Raw genomic sequence first — 24,516 nt, 5'->3', positions numbered from 1 at the left:
CCTCGTCTTTCGGTCGGGGGCGCGGGTCACACCGCGCCCTGCAGGGACCGGTCGCGGGACGCCGCCGCCAGTCGGGCGAGGACGTCGGCCGCGGCACCGGAGTCGACGGCGTGCGCGGCGGCGCCGAGACCGTCGGCCAGCGTCGCGGCCAGGCCGCGGATCCACAGCCCGGCGGCGGCGTTGAGCAGCACCACGTCGCGGGCCGGGCCGCGCCGTCCGTCCAGGACGGAGGTGATCACCTCGGCGCTGGCCGCGCGGCTCCCTCCGGCGAGGTCGGCGGGCCCGGCGGGGATGAGCCCCAGCGCCGAGGGGTCGATCCGGTGGTGGCGCACCCGGCCATCGGCCACCTCCGCGGCCGCGGAGGGCGCACCCGTGCTCAGCTCGTCCATGCCGTCCTCGGCGTGGAACACCAGCGCCCGCTCCACCCCGAGGCGCGGCAGGACCTCGGCCATGGGCGCGACCAGCTCAGGCGCCGGGACACCCATGACCATGTAGCGGGCCCGGGCCGGATTGCACAGCGGCCCCAGCAGGTTGAACACGGTGCGCACGCCCAGCTCCCGGCGTACCGGGACGATGTGCCGGAAGGCCGGGTGGAACGAGGGGGCGAACAGGAACGCGATACCGGACGCGGCCAGGCAGCGCGCCGCGTCCCGCGGGCCGCCCTCCACGCGCACCCCCAGTTCCTCCAGGACATCGGCGCTGCCGCACCCGGACGAGGAGGCCCGGTTGCCGTGCTTGGCCACGCGCGCCCCTCCGGCCGCCGCGACCAGCGCCGCCGCGGTGGAGATGTTGAAGGTGTCCAGACCGTCGCCGCCGGTCCCGCAGGTGTCCAGGACGTCGGGGGTGAAGGGGACCGGGACCGCGTGGTCGCGCGCGGCCCGCGCCGCTCCCGCCAGTTCGCCCACGCTCGCGCCGCGCGCCGAGAGCGCGGACGCGAAGGCCGCGATGTGCGCCGGAGCCGCCGTGCCGCTCATCATGGTCCGCATCGCCGCGTAGGCCTGCTCCTCGGAGAGGACCTCGCCGCGGGTGACGCGGGCGATGTGTTCACGCATTCGTCTCCTCCTCCTTCTCCTCCGCGAGGAAGTTGGCGATGATCCGGCGGCCGTCGGGGGAGAGCACCGACTCCGGGTGGAACTGCACGCCGTAGGTGGGGTGGCTCCGGTGCCGGACCGCCATCACCGCGCCGTCTCCTGCCGCGGCGGTGACTAGCAGCTCGCCGGGGAGCGTCGCCGGATCGGCGACCAGCGAGTGGTAGCGCGTCGCGGTGAAGGGGCGGGGCAGCCCGGCCAGCAGGCCCGTGCCGTCGTGGTCGATGTCGGAGGTCTTGCCGTGCAGCGGCCGGGTCCGCACGATGCGGCCGCCGAACGCGGCGACGACGCACTGGTGGCCGAGGCACACGCCGAGGATGGGGATGGTCCCGCTGAGCGCGCGCACGGCGGGCAGGGACACCCCGGCCTCGTTCGGGCCGCAGGGGCCCGGGGAGACGACCAGCCGGTCGTAGGTGCCCAGCTCGTCGGGGGTGACCGCGTCGTTGCGGTGCACCTCGGGCCGGGCGCCCAGCTCGGCGAGGTAATGCACGATGTTGTAGGTGAAGGAGTCGTAGTTGTCGACGACGGCCACGCGCGGGCCGCGCCGCTGTGCGGGAGGGGTCATGACCGCACCTCCGCGTTGTGGACCGCGGTGAACATCGCCCCGGCCTTGTGCAGCGTCTCGGCGTACTCGGCCTCCGGGTCGGAGTCGGCCACCACCCCGGCGCCGGACTGGGCGTGCACCTCGCCGTCGGCGACGACCAGCGTGCGCAGGGCGATCGCCAGGTCGGCGTCGCCGCCGAAGCCGATGTGGCCGAGCGCGCCGCCGTAGACGCCGCGGCGCTCCGCCTCCAGCTCCGCGATGATCTCCATCGCGCGGATCTTCGGCGCCCCGCTCAGCGTTCCGGCGGGGAAGGCCGACCGCAGCGCGTCCAGGCAGTCGGCGTCGGCCGCCAGGTCCCCGACGACGGTCGAGGACAGGTGCATGACGTGCGAGAAGCGCTCCACCTCGCAGAACCGCTCCGGGCGCACGGTGCCGGGGGCGCACACCCGCCCGATGTCATTGCGGCCGAGGTCGACCAGCATGACGTGCTCGGCGCGCTCCTTGTCGTCGGCGCGCAGCTCGCGCTCCAGGGCCAGGTCGGACGCGGTGTCGCCGCCGCGCGGGCGGGTCCCGGCCAGCGGGCGGGTGCGCACGCGGCGCCCCTCGGTCTGCACCAGCAGTTCGGGGGAGGCCCCGATGACGTGGCGGCCGCCGCCCAGGTTGAGCTGGTACATGTACGGCGATGGGTTAACCGCCCGCAGGTGCCGGTAGACGTCGATGGGCCGGGCGCGCAGAGGCTTGGAGAACCGCTGGGAGAGCACGACCTGGAAGGCGTCGCCGGCCAGGATGTACTCGCGGGCGCGGCGCACGCGCTCGGTGAACTCCGCGCGCGTGGTGTTGGGCCGCCAACCAGGTGGAGGCGCGCCCCGGGGCGGGGGCGCGGGGACGGGGCGCGGCGCCGGGTCCCAGGGCTCGTCGGGAGCGGGGGTCACCACGCGCTCGTACATTCGGGTGATCCGCCGCAGCGCCGCGTCGTAGTCCTCAACGTCGGGCCGGTGCACGGTGATCAGCAGCAGCCGTCGGGCGGCGTGGTCCACAACCGCCAGGTCGCCGACGTGGAAGAAGGCCGACTCCGGCAGGCCGGGCGCGGGGCCGGGCGGGGCGGGCAGCCGCTCGAAGCGGCGCGCCCCCTCGTAGCCGAGGTAGCCGAACACCCCGCCGTGGAAGGGGGGAAGCCCGGGAACGGGGGCGGCGGGGCGGCCGATGGCGGTGCGCAGCGCGCGCAGCGGGTCGGTGTCGGCCGCGGGGACGGGCTCGGGCCGGTGGCCGATGTAGGAGTAGCGCGCCGCACCGCTGGAGACGGAGGCCCCTTCCAGCAGGAAACCGGGTTCGTCGTCGCGGCACAGCCGGGCGAACAGGGTGACGGGGCTGAGCGTGTCGGCGAGGAATTCGCGGTAGACGGGGATGAGGGTGTGGTCGCGGGCGAGCGCGGCCGCCTCGGAGCGGTCGGGCCGGCCGTCGGGCGGCAGGCCCGTCGTTATCGGTGCGAGGTCGATGGTCATGGCGTCCGGTCTCCGTCTCGGGCTCCGTGGGGGTGGGGGCAGCGCGGGGCGGGTTCGGTGCGGCGGGCGGCGGTGACGCGGGCGCCGTCGGCGGGGGCCATGAAGATGCCCTGCTGCCGCGCCTCGGGGAAGTCGCCGACGGGGTCGACGCGCCGGGCGGAGAGCAGCACGGCAGCGAGGACCCGCATCTCCTCGGCGGCGTAGTTGCGTCCGACGCACATCCGGTTGCCGCCGCCGAAGGCCGCCCAGGAGTAGGGGCACGCCGTGCCCTCCAGGAACCGCTCGGGCTGGAAGTCCTCGGGGTCGGTGTAGACGTCGGGGCTGCGTTGCAGGAGGTAGGCGCAGTGCACGAGGATCGTGCCGGCCGGCAGCAGGTGGCCGTCGATCTCGTAGGGGACCGTGAGCATGCGCACCCCGTTGAGGCCCGACACCGGGTGCAGCCGCAGCGTCTCGGTGATCACGGCCTCCAGGTAGGGCAGCTCGGCGTAGGCCTCCCGGGGAACCGGGAGGCGGGTGAACCGGTCACCCAGCTCGGCCATGACCCGCCGGTACACCTCGGGGTGCCGGATGATCCTCTCGATCACCCACGACAGGGTGTTGGCCGTCGTGGAGAACCCGGTGTAGAGCAGGCTGAACACCTCGTCGCGGATCACCTCGGGGGTGAGCGAGGCGTCGCCGTCGGCGGCGTGGCGCTGCAGGGTCGCGAGCAGGTCGTCGCGGCCCAGCTCATCCGAGCGCCGCAGATGGGACCCCATGCGTGCGGCGACGAAGGCGCGGATCTCGGCGTCGGCGGCGAGCACGTCGTCCAGCGACTGGGCGGCGTTCTCGGTGCGGGGGAGCATCGCGGCCAGTTCGGCGCGGTCGGCCTTGGGCAGGTTGCCGCACACGACCTCGACGATGACCTCGGCGGTGATCGCCTGGAGTTCGAGGAAGAGGGAGACCTCCCCGCCCTCGGGCCAGCGGGCGATGTGGTCGGACGCGACACGGGAGATCAGCGCGGTGTAGTCGCGGGCACCGCTGAGCTCGGGCCGGATCTGCGAGCGCCGCTTGCGGTGGGCCGGGCCGTCGATGTAGGCGACCGACTCCTCGGGGGTGCCGAAGAAGACGGCGTTGGCGTGGGCGCCGCTGACGGTCGCGGCGTCGGCGGTGTACATCCGCTTGATCTGGTGCGGGCGGGTCAGGAACACCCACGCCCCGTTGTTGCGGGCTTCGACGAACCGCTCGTTGCCCAGGGCACCGAGGTCCAGGGTGAACATGGTGCCGTGGTCGCGGTGCAGCTCCTCCAGGTAGCCGAAGGGGTCGCGGGCGAACCGGTCACGCTGCGCGGCCGGGTCCTCGGCCGGTCCGGGCGGCAGGGCTCTCGACAGCAGGGTCGACGACATGGGGCACTTCCTCCTCTGAGGTCGCTATGTCCGCGGCGGCCCACCGGACGGCGTCGACCAGGCGGTCGACGACCGCCCGCGAGGTCCGGTGGTGCATGATGCAGGCCCGGACGACCAGGCCTTCGTTGGGGAGTTCGGCGGTCGCGACATAGACGTCGCCGCGTGAGCAGATCCGGCGGCACAGCAGTTCGGTCTGTCGGGCGCCCCGGGAACCGTCGGCGGTGGCGCGGAAGGCGACCACGGGCAGGTGGCCCGGGGCGCGGGGCAGGACGTCGACGCCGGGAAGCGACCGCAGCTGGGCGGCCAGTTCGTCGGCGAGGTCGAGCTTGTGGTCGAGGCTGCGCTCGAACGCCGCGAGGCCGTGCAGCTTGATCGGCAGCCACGCGGTGAGCCCGCGCATCTCCCGGGTGAGTTCGGGGCCGTAGTCGCAGAAGTCGACGTAGGCGTCGTCGGAGGTGAGCTCGGGGATGTAGGCGGCGCCCGGGACGGCGAAGGCCGCCCGCAGCCGCGCCTGCTCGCGGACGAGGAGGGCGGAGGTGCCGTGCGGGAGAAACAGCGACTTGTGGGCGTCGACGGCGATGGAGTCGGCGTCCTCGATACCGCGGAGCAGCTCGCGGCCGCGGGCGGTGAGCCGGAAGAAGCCGCCGAAGCAGGCGTCGGCGTGCATCCAGACGCCCTCGGCCGCGCACAGCCGGGCGATCCCGGCGAGGTCGTCGATGGCGCCGGTGCCGGTGGTGCCGGCCGTGGCCACGACGCAGGCGGGCACGAGGCCGCTGGCGCGGTCGCGCTCGATGCGGTCGCGCAGCTCGCCGAGGTCCATCGTGTAGTCGGGCCGGGTCGCCACCGCGTGTACCCGGTCCTCGGGGACCCCGGCCATGCGCGCGGCCTTCTTCACCGAGAAGTGGCCCTGGGTGGAGACGTAGACGGTCGCCCGGGCGCGGTCGTCCTCCGGCAGCGCCTCCAGGGCGCAGCGCACGCCCATGAAGTTGGCGATGGAACCGCCGGTGGTGAGGTAGCCGAAGGACCCCTCGCCGTAGCCCAGCATCGTGCAGAACCAGCGGATGACGTTGGTCTCGATCTGGGTGAGGCCGGGGGTGGCCGCCCACACGCCGATGAATCGGTTGAGCAGCCGCGAGACGAACTCGCCGACCGCGCCCTGGAACAGACCCCCGGAGGGGACGTGCGACATGAACCCCGGGTGGGGGTGGACCATGCCGCTGGTGGCGGCCTCGTCGAAGACCTCGGCGAGCAGCGGCTCCAGCTCGGTGCCGTGGGCGGGGGCCGTGTCCTCACGCACGGCGTCGGAGGCCTTGCGGCCGCTCTCGTAGTCGGCCGCGCTGCTCTCCTGCAGGTAGGAGGCGGGGTACTCGCCCCGGTTCAGGGCGTCGCGGTAGCGCAGCACGCGCAGCGCGACGGTGTCGAGCAGACGGCGGACCTCCTCGGGTGCGAGTTCGAGCTCGGAGTCCCCGGAGCCGTCGGGCAGCACGGGGATGTCGCCCCCGGCGGCCCCGGCGTAGGCCGCCACGATCCGGTCGGCCTCGGTGTCGATGTCGAAGCGGCGGCACAGGTCGCCGACCAGGGCGCTCTGCCGCTCGTGGCGCCGCACCACCTCGTCGTAGGGCAGGTCGGTGAAGGCGACCATGTGGTATAGCGGCATGAAGTCGTCCGGGTGCTCGCGGAACAGCCGCTTGTCCAGCCGGTCGCGGGCGTGGTAAGCGTGGTCGCCGGTCTGGTCGGTGAGTTCGCGCAGGTTGCGCAGGGACAGGTCGGCGATGGCGTCGCCAGGGGCCTTGCGCAGCTCGGTGAAGTCGGTCAGGGCCGGGGCGATCCCGTTGGCACCGCCGATGCGCATGCGCTCGTCGAGGATGCGGAGGAACTCCCGCACGTCCTCGAAACTGCAGTTGATGCCCTGGCCGTAGAAGGGGACCATCGCGTGGGCGGCGTCGCCGATGAGGACCGTGCGGCCGTAGTGGTAGGGGTGGCACTTCACGGTCTTGAGCGACGCCGGGGTCGTGGTGAGGAAGTCGTCGACCAGGGACGGCAGGAACTCCACCGCGTCGGCGAAGTTCTCGCCGAAGAGCGCCTCGACCCCCTCGGCGTCGTGTACCGCGGAGAAGGCGGGGGAACCGTCGGCACTCCGCAGCGGCATGAACAGGCTGGCCGTGTAGCTGAGGTCGACGTTGGGCTGGGCGAGCATCATGAACTCGCCGCGCGGCCACACGTGCAGGCCATGCTCGCCGCTCTCCGGTCGGTGCGGGTCGCGGAAGGCCTGGAGCAGCGCGTGCCCGCCGAGGCGCGGGGGCATCTGCAGCTCGATGTAGCCGTGGTCGATGTACTCCTGGGAGATGCGCATGCGCGCGCCGCGGCGCGACATCTCGGCGCGGACCACGCTGTTGGCGCCGTCGCAGCCGATGAGCAGGTCGGCGCTGACCTCCTCGATGGCCGAGCCGCGGACGGCGAACGCGGCGGTGGCGTTCTTGGGGTCGGCGCCGATGCACTCGTGGCCGAAGTGGAACCGCGCTCCGGCGCGGGCCGCCTCGTCCAGCAGGGCGCGGTGCAGGACGCCGCGCGGGATGGACAGCAGGTGGTGTTCGGGTTCGGTGCCGTACCGCTGATAGGTGAGTTCGCCGTCGCGGTGGTGCACGACCCGCTGCGGCAGCGGAACGCCCCGCTGGTAGAGCAGATCCACGATCCGGGAATCCAGCGACCGCAGTCCGCGCGTGGTGAGCGTCAGATTGAAGGAATGCCCTTTCGCCGGAGGGATCCGGCGGATATCCTCCCCTTTCTCATACAGGTCGACGTGGAATGCATTCTTGCGGAGCTCGATCGCCACAAGGCAGGCAACCGGGCCCGCACCGACTATCGCGACTCTGAGGGAACTGCGTGGTCTCCCCAATTCAACCCCTAGTGCGCTCCGTTTTCCTCTTTCTCGTCCTGGAACGCTACGAAGGGGCGCTCTTCACGGGCTCTGTCCGTGTTCTCGCCGCGGTAGTACCGCGCTCTGCGGGGCGGGTCATCGGCGGGGGCCGGGGGAGAAGACGGAGAGCTAGCCGTCGTAGTCGAGCGTGACCGCCGACAGGCTGGTGCCGCGGACCTCCGGGTTGGCGCAGGCGTACATGTTGTCGCCCATGCCGCCGAAGTTCCCCGTGGTGTCGCCCGGCAGGAAGTACTCGATCCCGGCCACCTCCGTCGGTCTGCACTGCTCCGGGTCGCAGTTGTCCGGGTTGGGGTGGAAGAGGGTGAACTTCCCGGTGTTGCGCATGGTGAGCACGAACGGCTCCCCGGGGGCCTCGCGCTGGCGCGCCCAGGAGCCGACCTGCTCACCCTCGAAGCCGTCCACCCAGCGGACCTCGATCCAGCCGGGCATCAGGCAGGGGCCCTTGCCGTTCTGGATCTTGGTGATGCCGAACTCGACCGCCAGGGTCCCAGCGGCAGCGCCGCGCCGGTTCTCGATCGGCTTGATGTCGTCGTTGGTGCAGGAGCGCACGTGGTCCGTGCCGCCTCCGCCGCCCGCCTCGGCGGCGGAGGCGGGCGCCGCCGCGAGGGCCAGTGCGGGTAGCGCGGCCGCGGCCACGAGGGCGGCCCGGGTGGTGCGGGTGGTGCGGGTGAGTGCGGACATGATGGTTCCTCCTCATTCCGTCGTCACCTGATTGGATGTTCCTGCGGTGGTGGACGTTGGCGCCGGCCGCTGGGGAAAAACGGCCTCATCCGGCCGTCGCCGCGGGTAAACCCGGAGGGGAAGCGGAGGAGGGGGACGTCAGGGCACGGTCGCGACGCCGAAGCGCCCGCCCGGCGCCAGCCCGATCGCGCCGTGCACGTGTGCGTCGACCTCCATGCCGCGGCACGCACCCCGCCGCCCGGATTCAGCACGTCGGTCCAGCCGTCGCCACGGGGCGGATCGGTCACGACGGACGTGGCGTCGGCGCCGTCACCCGCGATGAAAACGGTGCGGTCTCCGCGGCCGATGCCCGTGGGAGCGGCGATGGTCTTCTGCTCCCGGGCGACGAACGCCTCGACGACCGTGGCGCGCGGGAGCGCGCAGGACGTGGACGCCATGGCGAAAGATTGAGCCGTTGGGGCCCCGACAAGACCGGCTCCGCGGCGGACCGGGTGCTTCCGTACCGGTCAGCCTTCCACCACACCCGAGGCGCGCCCCTGCCACGGCAGAGCCCGCAGATGTCCCCCGCGACCGGGGGGCGGGACCTCCGCCCTGCCCGGAAGCGTCCGCTCTCCTGCGGCCCTGCCTGGCCTCCCGGACCGGGTCGCGGCCGCACATCCAGGCCCGTTCTCGCCGACCGCGCCGAAACGGCCGCTTCCGTTCGCGACCGACCGCTACTTCGGGGGCGTGCGATCGGCGGCGGAGCATACGTCAGCGGCAGGACCGCAACGACACATCGGGCCTGGTACGACGTGTGAATACCGTCTCAGGACGACCGCGTGACCTCTGCCTTTGGCGGCGGGTAGTGTCGCCTCGGGAGCTTCGTGCTGCGGTGCGGGGCTCCTATTGCTTTGCCTTTTCCTCCCCGCTGTGCGGGGGCGCCGCCCGCTCGGGCACACGGCGTCTTCGGAGCACAGGGGGATCCGCGGAAACTCCGCGTGCGGGACCGACCTTTCCCCGATTCATCCCACCCCACCCGGGCCGACCGCGCCCGCGTCCCGCTTTCCTGACCGATGTATGGCAAACCGCTTCGAGCGGTCCCACCGAGCTGCCCGAAAGTGAGCGGCTTCATGACCACACTGAGGACGGCGTGGCAGCGGACCACGCTCCCGAGCCTGTCGGTGCTGCGCACCGAAGCCCTGTCGGGGCTTGTTGTGGCCTTGGCCCTGATCCCCAACGCGATCTCGTTCTCGATCATCGCCGGCGTCGACCCCAGCGTGGGGTTGTACGCCTCCTTCACCATGGCCGTCTCCCTGGCGTTCCTGGGCGGGCGCCCGGCAATGATCTCCTCGGCGACCGCGGCCATGGCCCTGGTCGTCGCGCCGCTGGGCCGGGAATACGGCGTCGACCACCTGCTCGCGGCCACCATCCTGGCCGGGGCGATCCAGGTGGTGCTGGGGCTGCTGGGGGTGGCCCGGCTGATGCGGTTCGTGCCCACGAGCGTCATGACCGGGTTCGTCAACGCCCTGGCCATCATGATCTTCACGGCGCAGATCCCGCACTTCGCGGGGGACGGGTGGACGGTCTACGCGATGATCGCCGTCGGCCTCGGCATCATCCTGCTGCTGCCCCGGCTGACCACGGCGGTCCCGGCACCGCTGGTGGCCATCATCGCGGTCAGCGGTTTCGCCTGGATCGTCGGGCTTGACGTGCCCACGGTCGGCGACATGGGCAAACTGCCGGACAGCCTCCCGGTGCCGTTCCTCCCCGACGTCCCCCTCACCTGGGAGACGCTGCGGGTCATCGCGCCGACGGCGATGACGCTCGCCCTTGTGGGCCTCATCGAGTCGCTGATCACCGCCAAGCTGGTCGACGACCACACCGAGACCCCCTCCGACAAGGCGCGCGAGGCGCGCGGCCAGGGCTGGGCCAACGTCCTGTCCGGCTTCTTGGGCGGCATGCCCGGCTGCGCCACGGTCGGCCCGACTGTGATGAACGTGCGGTCCGGGGCGCGCACCCGGCTGTCGATGTTCCTGACCGGGCTGTTCCTGATCGTGCTCGTCGTGCTTCTCGACAGCCTGGTGGCGGGCATCCCGATGGCCGCGCTCGTGGCCGTCATGATCTTCGTTGCCGCCACGACCATGGACTGGCGCAGCATCCGCCCGCGCACGCTGCGCAGGATGCCGTGGACCGAGACCCTCGTCATGGTGATCACCACGGCGGTGACCGTGGCGACGCACAACCTCGCCCTGGGCGTCGGCATCGGGGTCGTCACGTCAATGGTCATCTTCGCCCGCCACGCCGCCGTGGTCGCGGAGGTGACCAGCGTCCTCGACCCCGAGGGAGGCACCCGCGTCTACTCCGTGCACGGCGAATTCTTCTTCGGCTCCCGCGAGCAGGTCCTGCACCACTTCGACTACCGCGAACCGGGCGTCCACACGGTCACCATCGACCTCTCCGGCGCCCACGTGTGGGACGCCTCGGCCGTGGCCGCCCTGGACCAGGCCTCGGACCGCTTCCGCCGCAACGGCATCACCGCAGAGATCACCGGCCTCAACGCCTCCAGCGCCGCCCTGCACAGCAACGTCAGCGGCCTGATGGCCGACGCGCCGTAACGCCTGGGGGACGACCGCCCGCAAGGATCCGGCCGTCCCCCCGCCCGGGCATGCGTGCGGGCCGGGCGCGAGACACCCGAGAAACCACACCTCATCACCGGCAGGTGATGGCGCGGATGAGGAGGCCGGAGACGCGGCCTTCCCGCGGGCCACGGTTAGCTGGCCGCACGTAATCACGCCGTAGTTGACCGTTTCCGGCGGAATCTGCGTGGCGACGCCCTAGACACGAAGACCGCCTGCCTCCCCACCCCCGCTCGACTATCGGACCACCCCGGAGAGACGCATGGGCGGCGCAGGTATATTCGCCGACGCGATGCGCAGTGTCATGAGGGGAACGTCAGTGGAGCGGCTTGAAATCCAGGTCTTCCTCACGCTCGCCAATGAACTGCACTTCGGACGTACCGCTGAGCGTCTCTTCATCTCCCGGGCCCGAGTCAGCCAGACCGTTCAGAAGCTGGAACGGACAATCGGAGCCCCCCTTTTCGAGCGGACCAGCCGCAGGGTCCAACTCACCTGCCTGGGGCAGCAGCTGTACGAAGACATCGAGCCCGGATATCGGCGTATCAAGGACGGTGTCGCCAGGGCGGAGGCCGCCGCGCGCGGTGTCGACGGAGTCCTGCGCGTCGGGTTCCTCGGCGCCGCGGCGGGTGAATTCGTCCTCGATGCGATCAGCACGTTCACCGCACGCCACCCCGGCACGGACGCCCAGATCAAAGAGACGCAGATCAACAGCATCATCAGCCCGTTGCGCGCGGGGGACGTGGACGTACTGGTCACCCAGTTTCCTATCGACGAGCAGGACCTCACGCGCGGCCCTGTGGTCTTCTCCGTACCGCGCATGCTCGCCGTGCCGTCACGGCACCCGCTGGCGGAGCGGACGTCCGCCTCTTTGGAAGACCTGGCCCACACCAAGGTGTTCGCCTGCATCGGTGAAGTGCCGATGTACTGGCAGGAGCACAACACGCCCCTGCGCACCCCCAGCGGCCAGCCAATCGAGCGCGGGGAATCGGCCTCCACGCTGCAGGAGACTCTCGCCCTTATCGGTGCCGGCAAGGGTATTTCCCCGGTGGGATCCGATGTCGCCCAGCACTACAGACCGCCGGGCGTGACCTACGTCCCGTTGGAGGACGCCGAACCTCTGGAGTACGGGCTCGTGTGGCGATCGGCAGGTGAGAACGCCAGGGTTCGCATGTTCGTCCAGGCATGTGTGCACGCTGCCGCAACAAAGCGAGCCTGATCGGTAAGCCTGGCTTGTCGAACGTTGCATTTTTCGGCGTTGTTCCAGCTCAATGGGTCGTCGACAGTGGCTTCATGACCAATATTTATGCGAAGTCGACGACGCGCTCCCGCCCTAGGCACCGAATGCCCGCGGCGCTGCTCGCCCTCGCCCTCGGCGCGTTCGCCATCGGCACCACCGAAGTCGTTATCGCCGGTCTCCTTCCCGAGATTTCAGTGGACTTCGGTATCTCCATCCCGACCGCGGGATCCCTGGTCTCTGGATACGCACTGGGCATGGTGGTGGGCGCACCGCTGCTAGCCGCGTTGGGGACGCGAGTGCCGCGCAAGTCCATGCTGGTGTGGCTAATGGTCGGCTTCGTCGCTTCCAGCCTGATCAGTGCCCTGGCACCCAACTACACCGTGCTGCTGGTCGGTCGGGTCCTGTCCGCGCTGGTCGGCGGCGCCTACGTGGGTATAGGCGCCGTAGCCGCCGCTGATGTGGTGTCCGAGGACCGCAAGGCCAGAGCGGTCGCCATCATGTTCATGGGGCTGAGCATCGCCAACGTCATCGGGGTTCCCGGTGGTACGGCCCTGGGGCAGGCACTAGGCTGGCGTTCCACCTTCTGGGCCGTCGGCGCCATCGGTGTGGCCGTCCTTCTCGGTGTCCTCAAGCTCGTCCCCTTCTCGCCGGTGGCGGAAGGCGCGAACCTGCGAAGCGAACTGGCGGTGTTCAAGCGGGGCCGCCTGTGGCTGGCCTATGGCGCGACAGCCCTTGGCTGGGCTCCGGCCCTCGCTATTGTCACCTACATCGCTCCCATGCTGACCGATGTCTCCGGCTTCTCTGACAGCGCGGTCCCGATCGTGCTCGTCCTGTTCGGCGTTGGCATGGTCATCGGCACGCCCATCGCCGGCAGGCTCGCCGACCGCGCGCTCATGCCTGCTGTGTACAGCGTTCTCATCACGGTCACCGCCTCCTCCGTCCTGCTACTGCTCGCCGTTCACAACAAGGTCGCAGCCGTAGCCATGTTCATCGTTTTCGGTGCCGCGGTGGCGGCGGTCATTCCGCCCGTTCAGGCCAAGGTGATGGCCACGGCCGAAGGCGCTCCGAACCTGGCCTCGGCATCCAATATCTCCGCCTTCAACATCGGCAACGCTGTCGGCCCCTTCCTCGGCGGGATGACCATCAGCGCCGGATTCGGCTACGCCTCGCCCATCTGGGTCGCCGCTCTGCTCGGCGCGGGCGCACTCATCTTCGCCCTGCTGTGCGGCTTGGCTGACGCTCGGCACCGCAGCCGCGTAACGGCCCATGCCGTTGCCGCAGGCTCGCAGTCCCACGCGAAGCAGCAGGTCAAAATCGGCTCCTGATGCCTTGCCCTGCCCCCGAAAAGTTCTGAAGTCCGGGGGACCTGGACTAACGACGCTGGGCAGAATCGAGGCACGGGGGTGTTCTCGATGAAGGCCGAGAGAAGAGGGGAGCCGTACAGTACAGCTAATCTCGGTCACTGCGAGCCAACGGGTCGGCCACGCCCGGACACGGGCGTGGCCGACCCGTTGGCGTCTCGAGAGACGGTGCCTCAGCGTGGTCGCGGGACCTGTGGCGGTGCATCACGATCAATGTCCTTTCAGAGCATCGGCCTCGCTCAGCACGCCCATCGTGGAAGCATCGGCCATGTCCCCCGAACTTGGCATGCCCGGAGACCGGGGGATGCGAGACCGTCGACAATTCAGCTATTTCTTCTTCGCTTTTATTTCTCGGTTCCTCGATCAATCTCTGGCCATTATGATTATTGAATAATATCCTTTCTCTTTGTCTTGCTCTCCGTTGTCGGCGGCGATAGTCTCGGTGCATCGCTTGCAAAGGCATGCGGGAATCCCCGAAAAGGGAGGTCTGGCTCCCTGTGGGGTGCGGATTCGTGGTGTGGATATGTGTGCCTTGGCCTGCGTATGCCGCGACGGCTGAATTTTCGGATGTCGCGGCACATGAATCGGTGGAAATGAATGCAGATTCAGCAAACGACGAACGGCTGGATTTCCTAGGAAAGGACAACAGCATGAAGCGTGGATTCGGAAAAGCGCTGGCAGCGGGTCTCTTCGCCGCGGCCGCGGTGGCCGTACTCCCGGCCGGTGCCGCCTCCGCCGCCGTCGCGCCCAGTCCGCTGCAGTGCTCCGGTGAGCGCCTGTGTATGTACTCGCACGCGAACTACGATGGTGTCTTCGCCGCGTTCTCCTACAGCGAGCCGGATGTCCGCCCCTTCGGCATCTCCAAGATGGCCAGCTCCATCATCAACAACACCGACCACGCCTGGTGTGCCTACTCCCGCGCCGACTACACGGGCGAGCGCCGCGAGATCCCGGCCCGCACCGCGATCCGCGACCTGTCCAGCCCGTTCTGGAAGTTCAACGACAGGATCCAGTCTGTCGAGCCGGGGGCCTGCTAAGCCTGTCCGTCAGCGTTCCGCTGAGCGATGAGGTGGGAAGGGCCGTCGGCCGCACGAAGGGTGCGGCCGACGGCCCGCCGTCGAGTGTGCCCCTGCCGGGGGTGAGCGGGCCACGACGCGCGTGGTGTAGGCGGGCTCGGCCCCTGACCGCGTCAGCGGCCGGTCGGAGGCTTTTGGGAAGCACTGTGGACGAAGTGTTCTGGTGACATCGATCGGTAGGGGAAAGGATGACTCCTCGCTGGGATCAGGCGCCAACCATGATGTAGATACATCCGATGTTTGGGCATGTAGAAGTGAACTCTCAGGCCCATCGCTCGTCGCCGCCCTCTCTCTGTACCACTGCGATGCCCACGCCGAGCTCCTCGGTCCCCACCCTGTGGATCCGCGTTCCTCGGCAGTGTTCATCTGGTGGCGTTTTCGCAGTTCCACGCATTGGGCCAGACAGTCCAGACGAACCACGGCTCCGTACCGGCGGCCCTTCGCATCGGCGAGGTTAGCTCTGCCGGAACGAACCAGAGCCTGACCACGTCGTTCCTGATCAGGGGAGCTCACCGGTTCTTTGAAGACTGCATCGTCGGCCGACGGCCACACTGTTCCCCCGGCGGCCAAGTGGAAGGGCTTATGCGGCTGAGGGACCGCGCGGACGCGGACCCTCAGCGGGAGTCTCAGACGTGTGAGGGTACCTCTGCGGCGGGTTCCGGTGTCGTGCGGGTGCGGTCGCGGAACAGTTCCAGAAGGCTCAGCAGAAAGCCCACCGCGGCGACGGCGGCCCCGGCCAGGACTACGGTGCGCAGCCCCATCCCGGTGTCCAGGATCCGGCCACCAAGCCAGGAGCCGAAGGCGATTCCGATGTTCATCGCAGCGATATTCACCGCCAATGCGAGGGTGGGCGCACCAATCCCCGACGAGCGCATCACCCGTGCCTGCAGGCCGGGCAGGATCGCTCCAAACGACATTCCGAACAGCACCAGCCCGACGGCGGACGTCCACTGGTTGGTGACCAACAGCGAGTAGGTCGCCAGAACTACCGCGACGGCGCCCAAGAGCCCGCACAGCGAGGGCATCAGCGCTCTGTCGGTGAGCTTGCCGCCGATCGCGCTCCCGGCGAAGGTTCCCAGACCGAACAGGAGAAGTAGGACGCCCACTGCGGATCCGCCGAACCCGCTAACGTCCTCCAGCAGCGGCGCGATGAAGGTGTAGGCAGTGAATACGCCGCCGCAGCCGAGCGCGCTCATGCCGATGGCGGCGACCACCTGGCTACGCCCCAGCACCCTGAGCTCGGCAAGCGCCCCGCTAGGTGGGCCGTCCTGCCGCCCGCCGGGGATCAGCACGGCGAGCAGCACCGACGCGATGACGCCGAACAGGGAAACCGCCCACAGGGTCGAGCGCCACCCGAACTCGGTGCCCAGCAGAGTGCCGAGCGGCACACCCAGGACGTTTGCCATGTTCAGCCCTATCGCCAGCCGGGCGATTGCCGCCCCTTGGCGGTCGGCCGGAACCAGCCCGGTGCCCACCACGAGAGCCAGGGCGAAGAAGGTGCAGTGGGTGAACGCGCTGAGCACTCGTGTGACCATCAGGGTGGTGTAATCGGGCGCCAACGCCCCCGCCGCGTTGCTCACCGCGAACAGCGTCATAAGCGCGATCATCAGCGGTTTGCGCGGAAGTCTGCCGGTGAGCAGGGTGATGGCGGGTCCGGCCAGGACGATCGCAATCGCGTATCCGCTGACCAGCATTCCGGCGGCGGACACCGACACATCGAGTTCGGAGGCGATGCCCGGCAGCAGCCCGGCGATGACGAATTCGGCGCTCCCGACGCTGAACAGGCAGAACATTAGGACGAGAATCGAACGGTTCACTGTGTTTCTCCAAGAGCTCGGTGGCCCCTCGTCGCGCAGGTGGTCACCCGCGCGACGGCGGACTTCCGCATCAGGGCAGGATGAGGAGCTTGCCCCGACTGCCGCCGGCGGCCAGCCGCCGGTGCGCGGACGTGGCCTCGTCGAACCCGTAGCGTCCGCCAACGCGTAGCGTCAGCGCCCCCTTGTCGACCAGCGTGGAGAGGGTGGACAGCCCAGCGCCGTCCTGTTCGACGAAGGACATGGCGACCGAGATCCCGCGTTCGGTGACGGGTGGTCGGGTGGGCACGATCGACACGGCCCGCCCGCCGTCCCGCACGTGGGCGACGGCCGCGGGTATACCGGCGGTGTCTAGCAGCAGGTCGGCGTCCAGCCCCGGAGTGGCGCCGCTCACCACCCGGCGAGCGCCCAGCCCCTCGGCCGCCCCGCGGTCCCGCTCTCGGACGTGGGCCGTGACGTCCAGGCCGCGGGACACTGCGAGCTGGACGGCGTAGCCTCCGACCGATCCCACTGCGCCGGACACCACCAGCGACTGCCCGGGACGGGCGTCCAGCTGCTCCAGCGCCTGTAGAGCGGTCAGGCCGGCGAGGGGGAGGGCGGCGGCTTTCTCCAGCGCGACGGTGCGGGGCGCGTGGGCGGCGATCGCGGCGGGCAGGGCCACGTACTCGGCGTGGGTGCCCACGCCGGTGGCCATCTGCGCTGACATCGCGATGACGCGGTCACCGGGGGCGAACTCGTCCACGCCCGCACCGATGGCCGCGACCTCGCCGGACAGGTCCCATCCCAAGACCATCGGGAACGGGACGGACACGTTGTCCCGGGCGCTTCCCGAGCGGATCTCCAGATCCACCGGGTTCACCGCGGACCCCGTGGTCCGCACCAGGATCTGACCGGGTCCGGTCTCGGGGACGGGAACCTCTCCGGTCTCGAGGACGTCCGGGTCCCCGTACTGACTGATCATCACCGCGCGCACGACAACTCCCTGGTTGATTCATTCTCCGGAGTCGGATCCTCACTTAGCGCGGCCAATGGGCGGTCAAGGATTGGAAAGGCGGGTGCTCACTGAGGGTGTGTTTTATGTGACGAATGCGTGACTTATCTCCTTGGTCACTTATCTGCCACGAGTGCACGAATAAAGAAAGTGCCACGGTAACGACCCATATGACGGTTCTTGGGTGTTTCTTGGTCGCCGCCGCTGATCCTCGGTGAGGTGAGGGCGAGTCGTGCAGCAGAGCCGTCGCCCGCTTCCGCTAGCGCCACATGCCCGAGGCGCACCCCATGAACCGAGGGGAGATCTCTGATGGTGAGCCCAGCAGACTCGATAACCGCCGCCGAGCCCATCGCGATCACCGGCATGGGCTGCCGGCTCCCCGGCGACGTGAACTCCCCCGATGACCTGTGGCAGCTGCTTGTCCAGGGCCACGACGGGGTCGGCGATGTCCCCCAAGAACGGTGGCGCGCCTACACCGAGTCCACCCCCGGCCTGCTGCGTTCCACTACCAGGGGCGGGTTCATCGAGAACGCCGCTGCCTTCGACGCAGCCTTCTTCGGCATCACCCCGCGTGAGGCGGAGCAGATGGACCCGCAGCAGCGCATTCTGCTGGAAGTGGCTTGGGAGGCCGTGGAGAACGCGGGTGTGCCGCCACTGTCCCTGGCCGAGAGCGACACCGGCGTGTTCATCGGCGTCGGCTCCGACGACTACGGCCGGCAGATGCTGGAAGACCTGCCCCGAATCGAGGCGTGGAGCGGCATAGGCGCCTCCATGTGCGCCACCGCCAACCGCATCTCCTACCACCTGGACCTGCGCGGCCCCAGCATGGCCGTGGACACTGCCTGCTCCTCGTCGCTGGTCGCCCTCCATCTGGCGTGCCAGGCTCTACGCGCGGGCGAGACCCGGACGGCCCTGGCAGGAGGCGTCAACATCATGGCGGGCCCCGGCCTGACGATGGTTCTGGACGCCGCCGGGGCGACGTCCCCGGACGGGAGCTCCAAGTCCTTCGACGCCTCCGCCGACGGGTACGGCCGCGGCGAGGGCGCCGGGGTGGTGGTGCTCAAGCGCCTGAGCGACGCCCGACGCGACGGCGACCCCGTCCTGGCCGTGGTCCGCGGCAGCGCTGTCAGCCAGGACGGCCGCACCAACGGGATCATGGCTCCCAACGGCGAGGCCCAAGCCGCGGTGGCCACCCGGGCCCTGCGTGCCGCCGCCATCGACCCGCGCACTGTCGACTACGTCGAGGCACACGGCACCGGGACTCGCGCCGGCGACCCCATCGAGGCGAAGGCCCTGAGCAGCGTATACGGCACGGGTCGCCCCGCCGATGACCCGTGCCTGATCGGGTCTGTCAAGCCCAACATCGGTCACCTGGAAGCCGGGGCGGGGGTGGCAGGTGTCATCAAGACCGTTCTCGCCCTCTCCCACGGCGAGCTGCCGCCGACCATCCGCCACCACTCGCCCACCCCCGCCGTGGACTGGGCTTCCTCGGGTCTGCGTGTGGTCGCCGAGCGCCGCCCCTGGCCAGAGCGGGACCGACCGCGGCGGGCCGGGGTCTCCAGCTTCGGCTACGGAGGAACGGTCGCGCACATCGTGTTAGAGCAGGCACCCGACGGCGACGTTCCACGTACCGCACCGTCGAGGCCGAGGATTTTCCCGCTGTCAGGCGGCACTGCCGAGGCCGTGCGGGGCTACGCCATCCGACTCGCCCAGCGGGTGCGTGCCGAGCCCGGGGTCGACCTCGCCGACGTTGCCCACACTCTGGCTGTGCACCGTGACCACGCGGCTGTACGGGCGTCCGTCGTCGCCGAGACCACTGAGGAGCTGCTGACCGGGCTGGACCGGCTCGGCTCCGACCATGAGAGCTACCAGGCACCCGCCGCGGTAGCCGCGCCCCCGCACGACTCGGTGTGGGTGTTCTCCGGCCACGGCTCCCAGTGGCCGGGGATGGGACGCGACCTGTTGGCAGCCGAGCAGGCATTCGCGGAGGTTATCGATGACATCGACCCGGTGTTCACTGAGGAGGTCGGCTTCTCCCCACGCGAGGTCATCGGCTCCGGTGAGCTGGGCGGCCCCGACCGCATTCAGCCGATGATCTTCGCCATCCAGGTTGGACTCGCCGCCGTGCTCCGCTCGCGCGGGCTGCGGCCCGCCGCGGTCATAGGCCACTCGGTGGGGGAGATCGCCGCGGCCGTCACCGCGCGAGTCCTCCACCTCCGCGACGGAGCTCGCCTGGTCTGCCGTCGCTCGGCCCTGCTGTCCAGGGTCGCCGGGGCGGGGGCCATGGCGATGGTCTCCCTGCCCTTCGACGAGGTCGCCGAGCGATTGGCCGACCGTTCCGATCTGACTGCGGCCATCTCAGCCTCGCCCCGCTCCACCGTGATAGCGGGCACCCCCGAGGCGGTCGAGGAAGTCGGTCAGGCATGGGCCGCCGAGGGGGTCCGCGTCCGCAAAATCGCCTCCGACGTGGCCTTCCACAGCTCACAGATGGACCCGCTTTGCCCTGAGCTGGCCGCCGCCGTCAGCGACCTGGGCCCCGCCGAACCAGTCGTCCCCGTCTACAGCACCGCGCTGGAGGACCCGCGCACCGGCGCTGCGCGCGACGGCGCGTACTGGGCGGCGAACCTGCGCAATCCGGTCCGGTTCGCATCTGCGGTCGCCGCCGCGGTCGAGGACGGTCACCGTTCGTTCATCGAACTGTCTCCGCATCCGGTGGTCGCCCACTCCATCGAGGAGACCATCGCCGAGACAAAGGCGGTAGCCCATTTCGTCACTGGGACGCTGCGCCGCGACCGGCCCGAGATCGCCGAGCTGCTGGGCGCCGTCGCCGCCGCCTACGCTCAGGGTGTGGCCGTGGACTGGGCGGGAGCCGCTGAGGAGGGCGCCACGTTCACGCCTGTGCCCACCACGGTGTGGCAGCACCGCGACCACTGGCGAGTGGTACCGCCCGCTGCTGCCATGGCACAGCGGCACGACCCGGGGTCGCACACCCTGTTGGGTGCGCGCACCGTGCTGGCGGACGGGGCCGCCACCCGCGTGTGGCAGACCCACCTGGACTTCGACACCCGCCCCTACCCGGGCGAGCACCCGATCATGGGGACCGAGGTGCTTCCCGCGGCTGTCCTGTTCACCACCTTCCTGGCCGCCCTGGAAGGCACCGCGCTGTGCGACGTCGAACTCAGGACGCCGGTAACCGTGACCGGGACGCGCGAAGTCCAGGTCATCCGGGAAGAGGACACCGCCCGCTTGGCCTCGCGTCGCTTGAACGGCGAGGATGAGCTGCCGACCCAGCACTCCTTCGCGCGCCTGGGCCCGGACTCCCCTGCGCCGGACGGTCCGGTAGACGTGGCCGCCTCGCTGGCCCGCTGCGACACCGTCCTGCCGCCGGAAACCGCGGTTCAGCGGCTGGAGCTGATCGGCGTGGCCGCAATCGGCTTCCCCTGGGAGGTAAAAGAGCTCCGCACGGGAGCAGGCGAGTTGCTGGCCCGCGTCCTGGCCGACGAGGAGCCCGAGGCCGACAGCTGGGGAACTCTGTTCGACGCCGTGCTGTCGATCGCGCCCCTGCTCTTCCCCGGCGACGCCGTATTGCGTATGCCCTCGCGGGTGGGCGCGCTGCACCTGCATGGCCCCGCGCCGACCGACGCCTTGATCCTGGTCCGCCCCAGCGCGGACACGGCCGCCCCCACCACCGTAGACGTGCAGATCAGCGACACCGACGGCAACGTCGTAGCCGTCATTACCGACCTGCGCTTCTCCGAGGTCGACGGCCCGGTCGACGGGAGCGGCACCCTGGTCCACCGCATCGAGTGGGAGGAATTGCCCGCCGCGTCTTCCACCCCGGTCAGTCGAGTGGTCCTGGTGGACGGCGGGCACCCGCTGGCCGCCCCGGTCGCCGCCGCAGCCGCCGCTGCGGGCGTCGCGTGCACGGCCGTACCCGCCCCCGAGTCCCTCGCCGACCTGAGAGAGGAGCTGGACGGCGCCGCCGTGCTGATCCTCCCGCCGGCCGGTATCCCCGGCGACACGGGCGACCTGGCCGCGACAGCCGCCTGGCGGGTGGCACACACAGTGCGACTTCTGGCCGATTCCGCACGCCTCGGAACTCGCGTCTGGGCGCTAACCAGCCGTGGCGCCGACGGTGGGGCACTCGAGCAGTCCCCGGTCTGGGGCATGTCGGCGGTCCTGGGCAGTGAGCACCCCGACCTGTGGGGCGGGGTAGTCGATCTTGACCCCGCCCGCTCGGAGAAGGCCGCGGCCCTCCTGCCCGCAGTCCTTGGCGGTCGGTCGGCCGAGCCGGTGGTCCGGCTCGACGGGATGGCGGCCCGGGGGATGCGATTGCGCCCGGTCGCGGCGACAGCCGCTCACCCGGTGCTGACCTGTACCCCCGGCGGTACCTACCTGATCACCGGTGGCCTGGGCGAGCTTGGTCTGGAGATCGCCGACTGGCTGGCCGGACGCGGCGCCACGCGCATCGTCCTGGCCGGGCGGACGGCCCTACCCCCACGGTCGTGCTGGGACGAGCTGTCCGCCCCGGCCGACCGGCGCCGGATCGACGCGATCCGGGCCCTGGAGGAGCGCGGCGTCGTGGTCAAGACGGTGCAACTGGACATCACCGACCGCGAGCGGACCGCCGAGGTCCTGTCGCCTGACGTGCTGGGGATGCCGCCCATCCGCGGCGTCGTGCACGCCGCCGGCGTCCTGGACAATCGCACCCTCACCGAGCTTGACGAGGACTCGCTGCGCAGGGTGATGCGGCCCAAGGTCGAGGGCGCGCTGGTCCTAGACGAGCTTTTCCCGCCGGGCGAGCTGGAGTTCTGCTGCTATTTCTCCTCCGTGGGCCTGATGCTGGGCCTGACGGGGCAGACCAGCTACGCCTCGGCGAACGCCTTCCTGGACGCGCTGGCCCGGAGTCGGCGCTCGGGAGGGCAGACCGAGACGGTCAGCCTCGGGTGGACGTCGTGGCGGGGCATGGGCATGGCCGCCAGCACGGCAGTTGAGCAGGAGCTCGCAGGCCTGGGCGCGGGCGATATCACCGTGGCCGAAGCGTTCCGCTCCTGGGACGTAGCGGTACGCAGCGGTGAGCCCCACGTGGCCGTCGTACGCGTGGTCGACGCCGTCCCCGACGGGCCCGCGGTGCTGCGCGGCCTGGCCACCGACCAGGCGGCCGAGCCCGACCAAGACGAGGACGGATTGCTGGGGCTGACAGGCGAGGCGCTGGTGTCGGCGGTCACTGCGCAGGTGGCCGAGGAGACAGCTCGGGAGAGCGGGGATGAGGCGGCCACCCTAGACGTCCACCGCCCTTTCACCGAGCAGGGCCTGGACTCGGTCATGACCATGGCCATCCGGCGCCGTCTGCAGAAACGGTTCGGGCTCCGGCTGCCCGCCGCCGTCCTGTGGGACTACCCCACCATCGCCTCGGTCTCCTCCCACCTGGCCGAGCGGCTCACCGAAACCGCCGAGCATCGCGACGTGTGATCTGGAACGGGGCCGACGGAACGGAGACCGGCTTACTTCACCGCGGCCGCTGAGGAATCGAATCGGTTTCGGCCGGGCCCGGTACCTGGCGAAGCCGCCGACCGACACGAGTGAGGAACAGACCGTGACAGCACAGCAGGCGCCGCCCCAGCTCCGCGAAGGGCTCGTCCCCTGGCCCGACGACAGCGCCGACGCCTACCGCTCGGCGGGGTACTGGCGCGACCGCCCCATCGGCGACCTGGTGTGGGAGTGGGCGGGGTCCTTCCCCGAGCGCACCGCGCTGGTGGACGGGCCGACCCGGCTCTCCTACCCGGAGCTGGCCCGGCGCGCCGACGTCCTGGCCGTCCGGCTGCGCGACTGGGGGTTGGGCCGCGACTCGACCATTGTGGTCGCGCTCCCCAACGGCTGGGAGCTGGTGGTACTGCTGCTCGCATGCCTGCGCGCCGGGGTGGCACCGGTCATGATGCTGCCTGCGCATCGTGACCACGAGCTGGCCGCGATCGCTGAGCGCACCGGGGCCGAGGCGATCGCCGTTCCCGACAGGCTGCGTAGCCACGATCACCAGGCGATGGCCAGGCGGGTCGTCGGACGCGTCCCCTCGTTGCGCGACGTTCTGGTCGCTGGCGACTGTGCCGACCCGGGCCACCTCAGCCTGCGCGCGGCCGCCACCGCAGCCGCCGGGGACGAGGACGCTGTCCGCAAGCGCCGCCTGGCCCTCGACGCGGAAGCGCCGCATCCCGCTGACGCCGCTGTTTTCCTGCTCTCGGGCGGGACCACCGGCCTGTCGAAGGTGATCGCGCGCACCCATAACGACTACGAGTACAACGCCCGCCGAAGCGGGCAGGTGTGCGGGTTCGACGGTGACACCGTGTACCTGGCCGCCCTGCCCGCCGGGCACAACTTCCCCCTCGCCTGCCCAGGCGTTCTGGGCACGCTGATGGTCGGTGGCCGGGTCGTCATGGTCGCCTCGCCCTCTCCCTCGCGGGTCCTCGGGACGATTTCCCGGGAGCGGGTAACCGCGGTGGCGGCCGTGCCCGCCGTGCTGACCCGGTGGGTGGAAGCCGCCGAGGCCGACCGCCCCGACCTGTCCAGCCTGCGGCTGGTGCAGATCGGCGGCTCCCTGTTCACCCCCGAGTCCTACCATCGCGCCCGCCGCGCCCTGGGCTGCCGGGTCCAGCAGGTGTTCGGCATGGCCGAGGGTCTGTTGTGCTTCACCCGCCACACCGATCCCGAGGAGGTGAGCGCCAGCACCCAGGGGCGGCCGATGAGCCCGCACGACGAGATCCTCCTCGTCGACGAGGAAGGCGCCCCGGTACCGCCCGGTGACCCCGGTGAGCTGCTCGTGCGGGGACCGTACACGCCCCGTGGCTATTATCGCGCCCCTGAGCAGAACGCCCGGGCGTTTACCGCCGACGGCTGGTACCGCACCGGCGACCTGGTCCGCCGCGACCCCAGCGGCAACCTCGTCGTGGTCGGGCGCACCAAGGACGTCATCAACCGCGGCGGCGAGAAGATTTCCGCCGATGAGATCGAACGGCTGGTCCAAGCACTGGACCAGGTGTCCGAGGTCGCTGTGGTCCCCGTTCCCGACGCCAATCTGGGCGAGCGGGCCTGTGCCTGCGTCGTGCTGATGCCTGGCCGGACGCTGACGGGGGCGGAGCTACACGACGCTCTCGCTGCCCGCGGTGTGGCCCGCTACAAGATCCCCGAATCGCTGGTGGTCGTCGACGCGATGCCGCAGACCTCGGTCGGCAAGGCCGACAAGAAGGCGCTTGTCCGAACGATAGCTCCCGCCCCTGCACGGGGTTAGAGCGC

Annotated in this window: 14 protein-coding genes; 6 read left to right on the top strand and 8 right to left on the bottom strand. The window is 70.5% G+C overall.

Translation table 11 applies throughout. The features are described from left to right. Nucleotides 1-26: 26 nt before the first annotated feature. From trpD to ABD259_RS01190, 6 genes are all read right to left on the bottom strand, one after another. On the bottom strand, nt 27-1,052 hold the full coding sequence (gene trpD / locus ABD259_RS01215; RefSeq protein ID WP_344159569.1) for an anthranilate phosphoribosyltransferase: 1,026 nt from the start codon (nt 1,050-1,052) through the stop codon (nt 27-29). Continuing rightward, on the bottom strand, nt 1,045-1,653 hold the full coding sequence (locus tag ABD259_RS01210; protein ID WP_344108669.1) for an anthranilate synthase component II: 609 nt from the start codon (nt 1,651-1,653) through the stop codon (nt 1,045-1,047). Before ABD259_RS01210 ends, trpD begins: the two co-directional genes overlap by 8 nt. Next, nucleotides 1,650-3,134 (bottom strand): anthranilate synthase component I family protein, encoded by a 1,485-nt coding sequence (locus ABD259_RS01205; protein WP_344108667.1) that lies wholly within the window; start codon nt 3,132-3,134, stop codon nt 1,650-1,652. The genes ABD259_RS01210 and ABD259_RS01205 overlap by 4 nt, the downstream gene beginning before the upstream one ends. Further along, the gene (locus tag ABD259_RS01200; RefSeq protein WP_344108665.1) at nt 3,131-4,516 is read right to left on the bottom strand and encodes a cytochrome P450; all 1,386 of its coding nucleotides are present in this window, start codon (nt 4,514-4,516) and stop codon (nt 3,131-3,133) included. Before ABD259_RS01200 ends, ABD259_RS01205 begins: the two co-directional genes overlap by 4 nt. Beyond that, complete coding sequence (locus ABD259_RS01195) at nt 4,449-7,412, bottom strand: aminotransferase class V-fold PLP-dependent enzyme (RefSeq protein WP_344159566.1); 2,964 nt, start codon at nt 7,410-7,412, stop codon at nt 4,449-4,451. Before ABD259_RS01195 ends, ABD259_RS01200 begins: the two co-directional genes overlap by 68 nt. Before the next feature lie 150 nt (nt 7,413-7,562). Further along, nucleotides 7,563-8,135, bottom strand: coding sequence for a hypothetical protein (locus tag ABD259_RS01190; protein ID WP_344159563.1), 573 nt, complete (start codon nt 8,133-8,135; stop codon nt 7,563-7,565). A 1,109-nt stretch (nt 8,136-9,244) separates the two neighbouring features. Between ABD259_RS01190 and ABD259_RS01185 the strand changes: the two genes are divergently transcribed. The 4 genes from ABD259_RS01185 to ABD259_RS01170 all read left to right on the top strand — a co-directional run bounded on the left by ABD259_RS01185 (nt 9,245) and on the right by ABD259_RS01170 (nt 14,385). Next, nucleotides 9,245-10,729: a SulP family inorganic anion transporter gene (locus ABD259_RS01185; protein WP_344159560.1), complete on the top strand. Its 1,485-nt coding sequence runs from the start codon at nt 9,245-9,247 to the stop codon at nt 10,727-10,729. A 340-nt stretch (nt 10,730-11,069) separates the two neighbouring features. Continuing rightward, on the top strand, nt 11,070-11,966 hold the full coding sequence (locus ABD259_RS01180) for a LysR family transcriptional regulator (protein ID WP_344159558.1): 897 nt from the start codon (nt 11,070-11,072) through the stop codon (nt 11,964-11,966). Between the two features lie 74 nt (nt 11,967-12,040). Next, nucleotides 12,041-13,312 (top strand): MFS transporter, encoded by a 1,272-nt coding sequence (locus tag ABD259_RS01175; RefSeq protein WP_344159555.1) that lies wholly within the window; start codon nt 12,041-12,043, stop codon nt 13,310-13,312. Nucleotides 13,313-13,998: 686 nt separating this feature from the next. Further along, nucleotides 13,999-14,385 carry a peptidase inhibitor family I36 protein gene (locus ABD259_RS01170; RefSeq protein WP_344159552.1) on the top strand — a complete coding sequence of 129 codons (387 nt, stop codon included), beginning with the start codon at nt 13,999-14,001 and terminating at the stop codon, nt 14,383-14,385. A 665-nt stretch (nt 14,386-15,050) separates the two neighbouring features. Here ABD259_RS01170 and ABD259_RS01165 read toward each other — a convergent pair. Both ABD259_RS01165 and ABD259_RS01160 read right to left on the bottom strand, forming a co-directional pair. Beyond that, nucleotides 15,051-16,241 carry an MFS transporter gene (locus tag ABD259_RS01165; protein ID WP_344159549.1) on the bottom strand — a complete coding sequence of 397 codons (1,191 nt, stop codon included), beginning with the start codon at nt 16,239-16,241 and terminating at the stop codon, nt 15,051-15,053. 70 nt (nt 16,242-16,311) lie between these two features. Further along, nucleotides 16,312-17,211 carry an NADP-dependent oxidoreductase gene (locus ABD259_RS01160; protein WP_344159546.1) on the bottom strand — a complete coding sequence of 300 codons (900 nt, stop codon included), beginning with the start codon at nt 17,209-17,211 and terminating at the stop codon, nt 16,312-16,314. 327 nt (nt 17,212-17,538) lie between these two features. Here ABD259_RS01160 and ABD259_RS01155 point away from each other — a divergent pair, with 327 nt between their 5' ends. Continuing rightward, the gene (locus ABD259_RS01155) at nt 17,539-22,701 is read left to right on the top strand and encodes a type I polyketide synthase (protein WP_344159543.1); all 5,163 of its coding nucleotides are present in this window, start codon (nt 17,539-17,541) and stop codon (nt 22,699-22,701) included. A 124-nt stretch (nt 22,702-22,825) separates the two neighbouring features. Further along, nucleotides 22,826-24,511: a (2,3-dihydroxybenzoyl)adenylate synthase gene (locus ABD259_RS01150; RefSeq protein WP_344159539.1), complete on the top strand. Its 1,686-nt coding sequence runs from the start codon at nt 22,826-22,828 to the stop codon at nt 24,509-24,511. Nucleotides 24,512-24,516: the final 5 nt, after the last annotated feature.

Origin of the sequence: Nocardiopsis rhodophaea, assembly GCF_039530945.1 — a bacterium.
Taxonomy (GTDB): domain Bacteria; phylum Actinomycetota; class Actinomycetes; order Streptosporangiales; family Streptosporangiaceae; genus Nocardiopsis_C; species Nocardiopsis_C rhodophaea.
The sequence above is the reverse complement of the archived record's forward strand: the minus strand, read 5'-3'. Positions and strand labels throughout refer to the sequence as shown.

Bases quoted from the DNA above. Each gene is read 5' to 3' on its own strand.
- trpD (WP_344159569.1), bottom strand. From the start codon at position 1,052: ATGCGTGAACACATCGCCCGCGTCACCCGCGGCGAGGTCCTCTCCGAG.
- ABD259_RS01200 (WP_344108665.1), bottom strand. From the start codon at position 4,516: ATGTCGTCGACCCTGCTGTCGAGAGCCCTGCCGCCCGGACCGGCCGAG.
- ABD259_RS01210 (WP_344108669.1), bottom strand. From the start codon at position 1,653: ATGACCCCTCCCGCACAGCGGCGCGGCCCGCGCGTGGCCGTCGTCGAC.
- ABD259_RS01205 (WP_344108667.1), bottom strand. From the start codon at position 3,134: ATGACCATCGACCTCGCACCGATAACGACGGGCCTGCCGCCCGACGGC.
- ABD259_RS01185 (WP_344159560.1), top strand. From the start codon at position 9,245: ATGACCACACTGAGGACGGCGTGGCAGCGGACCACGCTCCCGAGCCTG.
- ABD259_RS01175 (WP_344159555.1), top strand. From the start codon at position 12,041: ATGACCAATATTTATGCGAAGTCGACGACGCGCTCCCGCCCTAGGCAC.
- ABD259_RS01155 (WP_344159543.1), top strand. From the start codon at position 17,539: ATGGTGAGCCCAGCAGACTCGATAACCGCCGCCGAGCCCATCGCGATC.
- ABD259_RS01170 (WP_344159552.1), top strand. From the start codon at position 13,999: ATGAAGCGTGGATTCGGAAAAGCGCTGGCAGCGGGTCTCTTCGCCGCG.
- ABD259_RS01190 (WP_344159563.1), bottom strand. From the start codon at position 8,135: ATGTCCGCACTCACCCGCACCACCCGCACCACCCGGGCCGCCCTCGTG.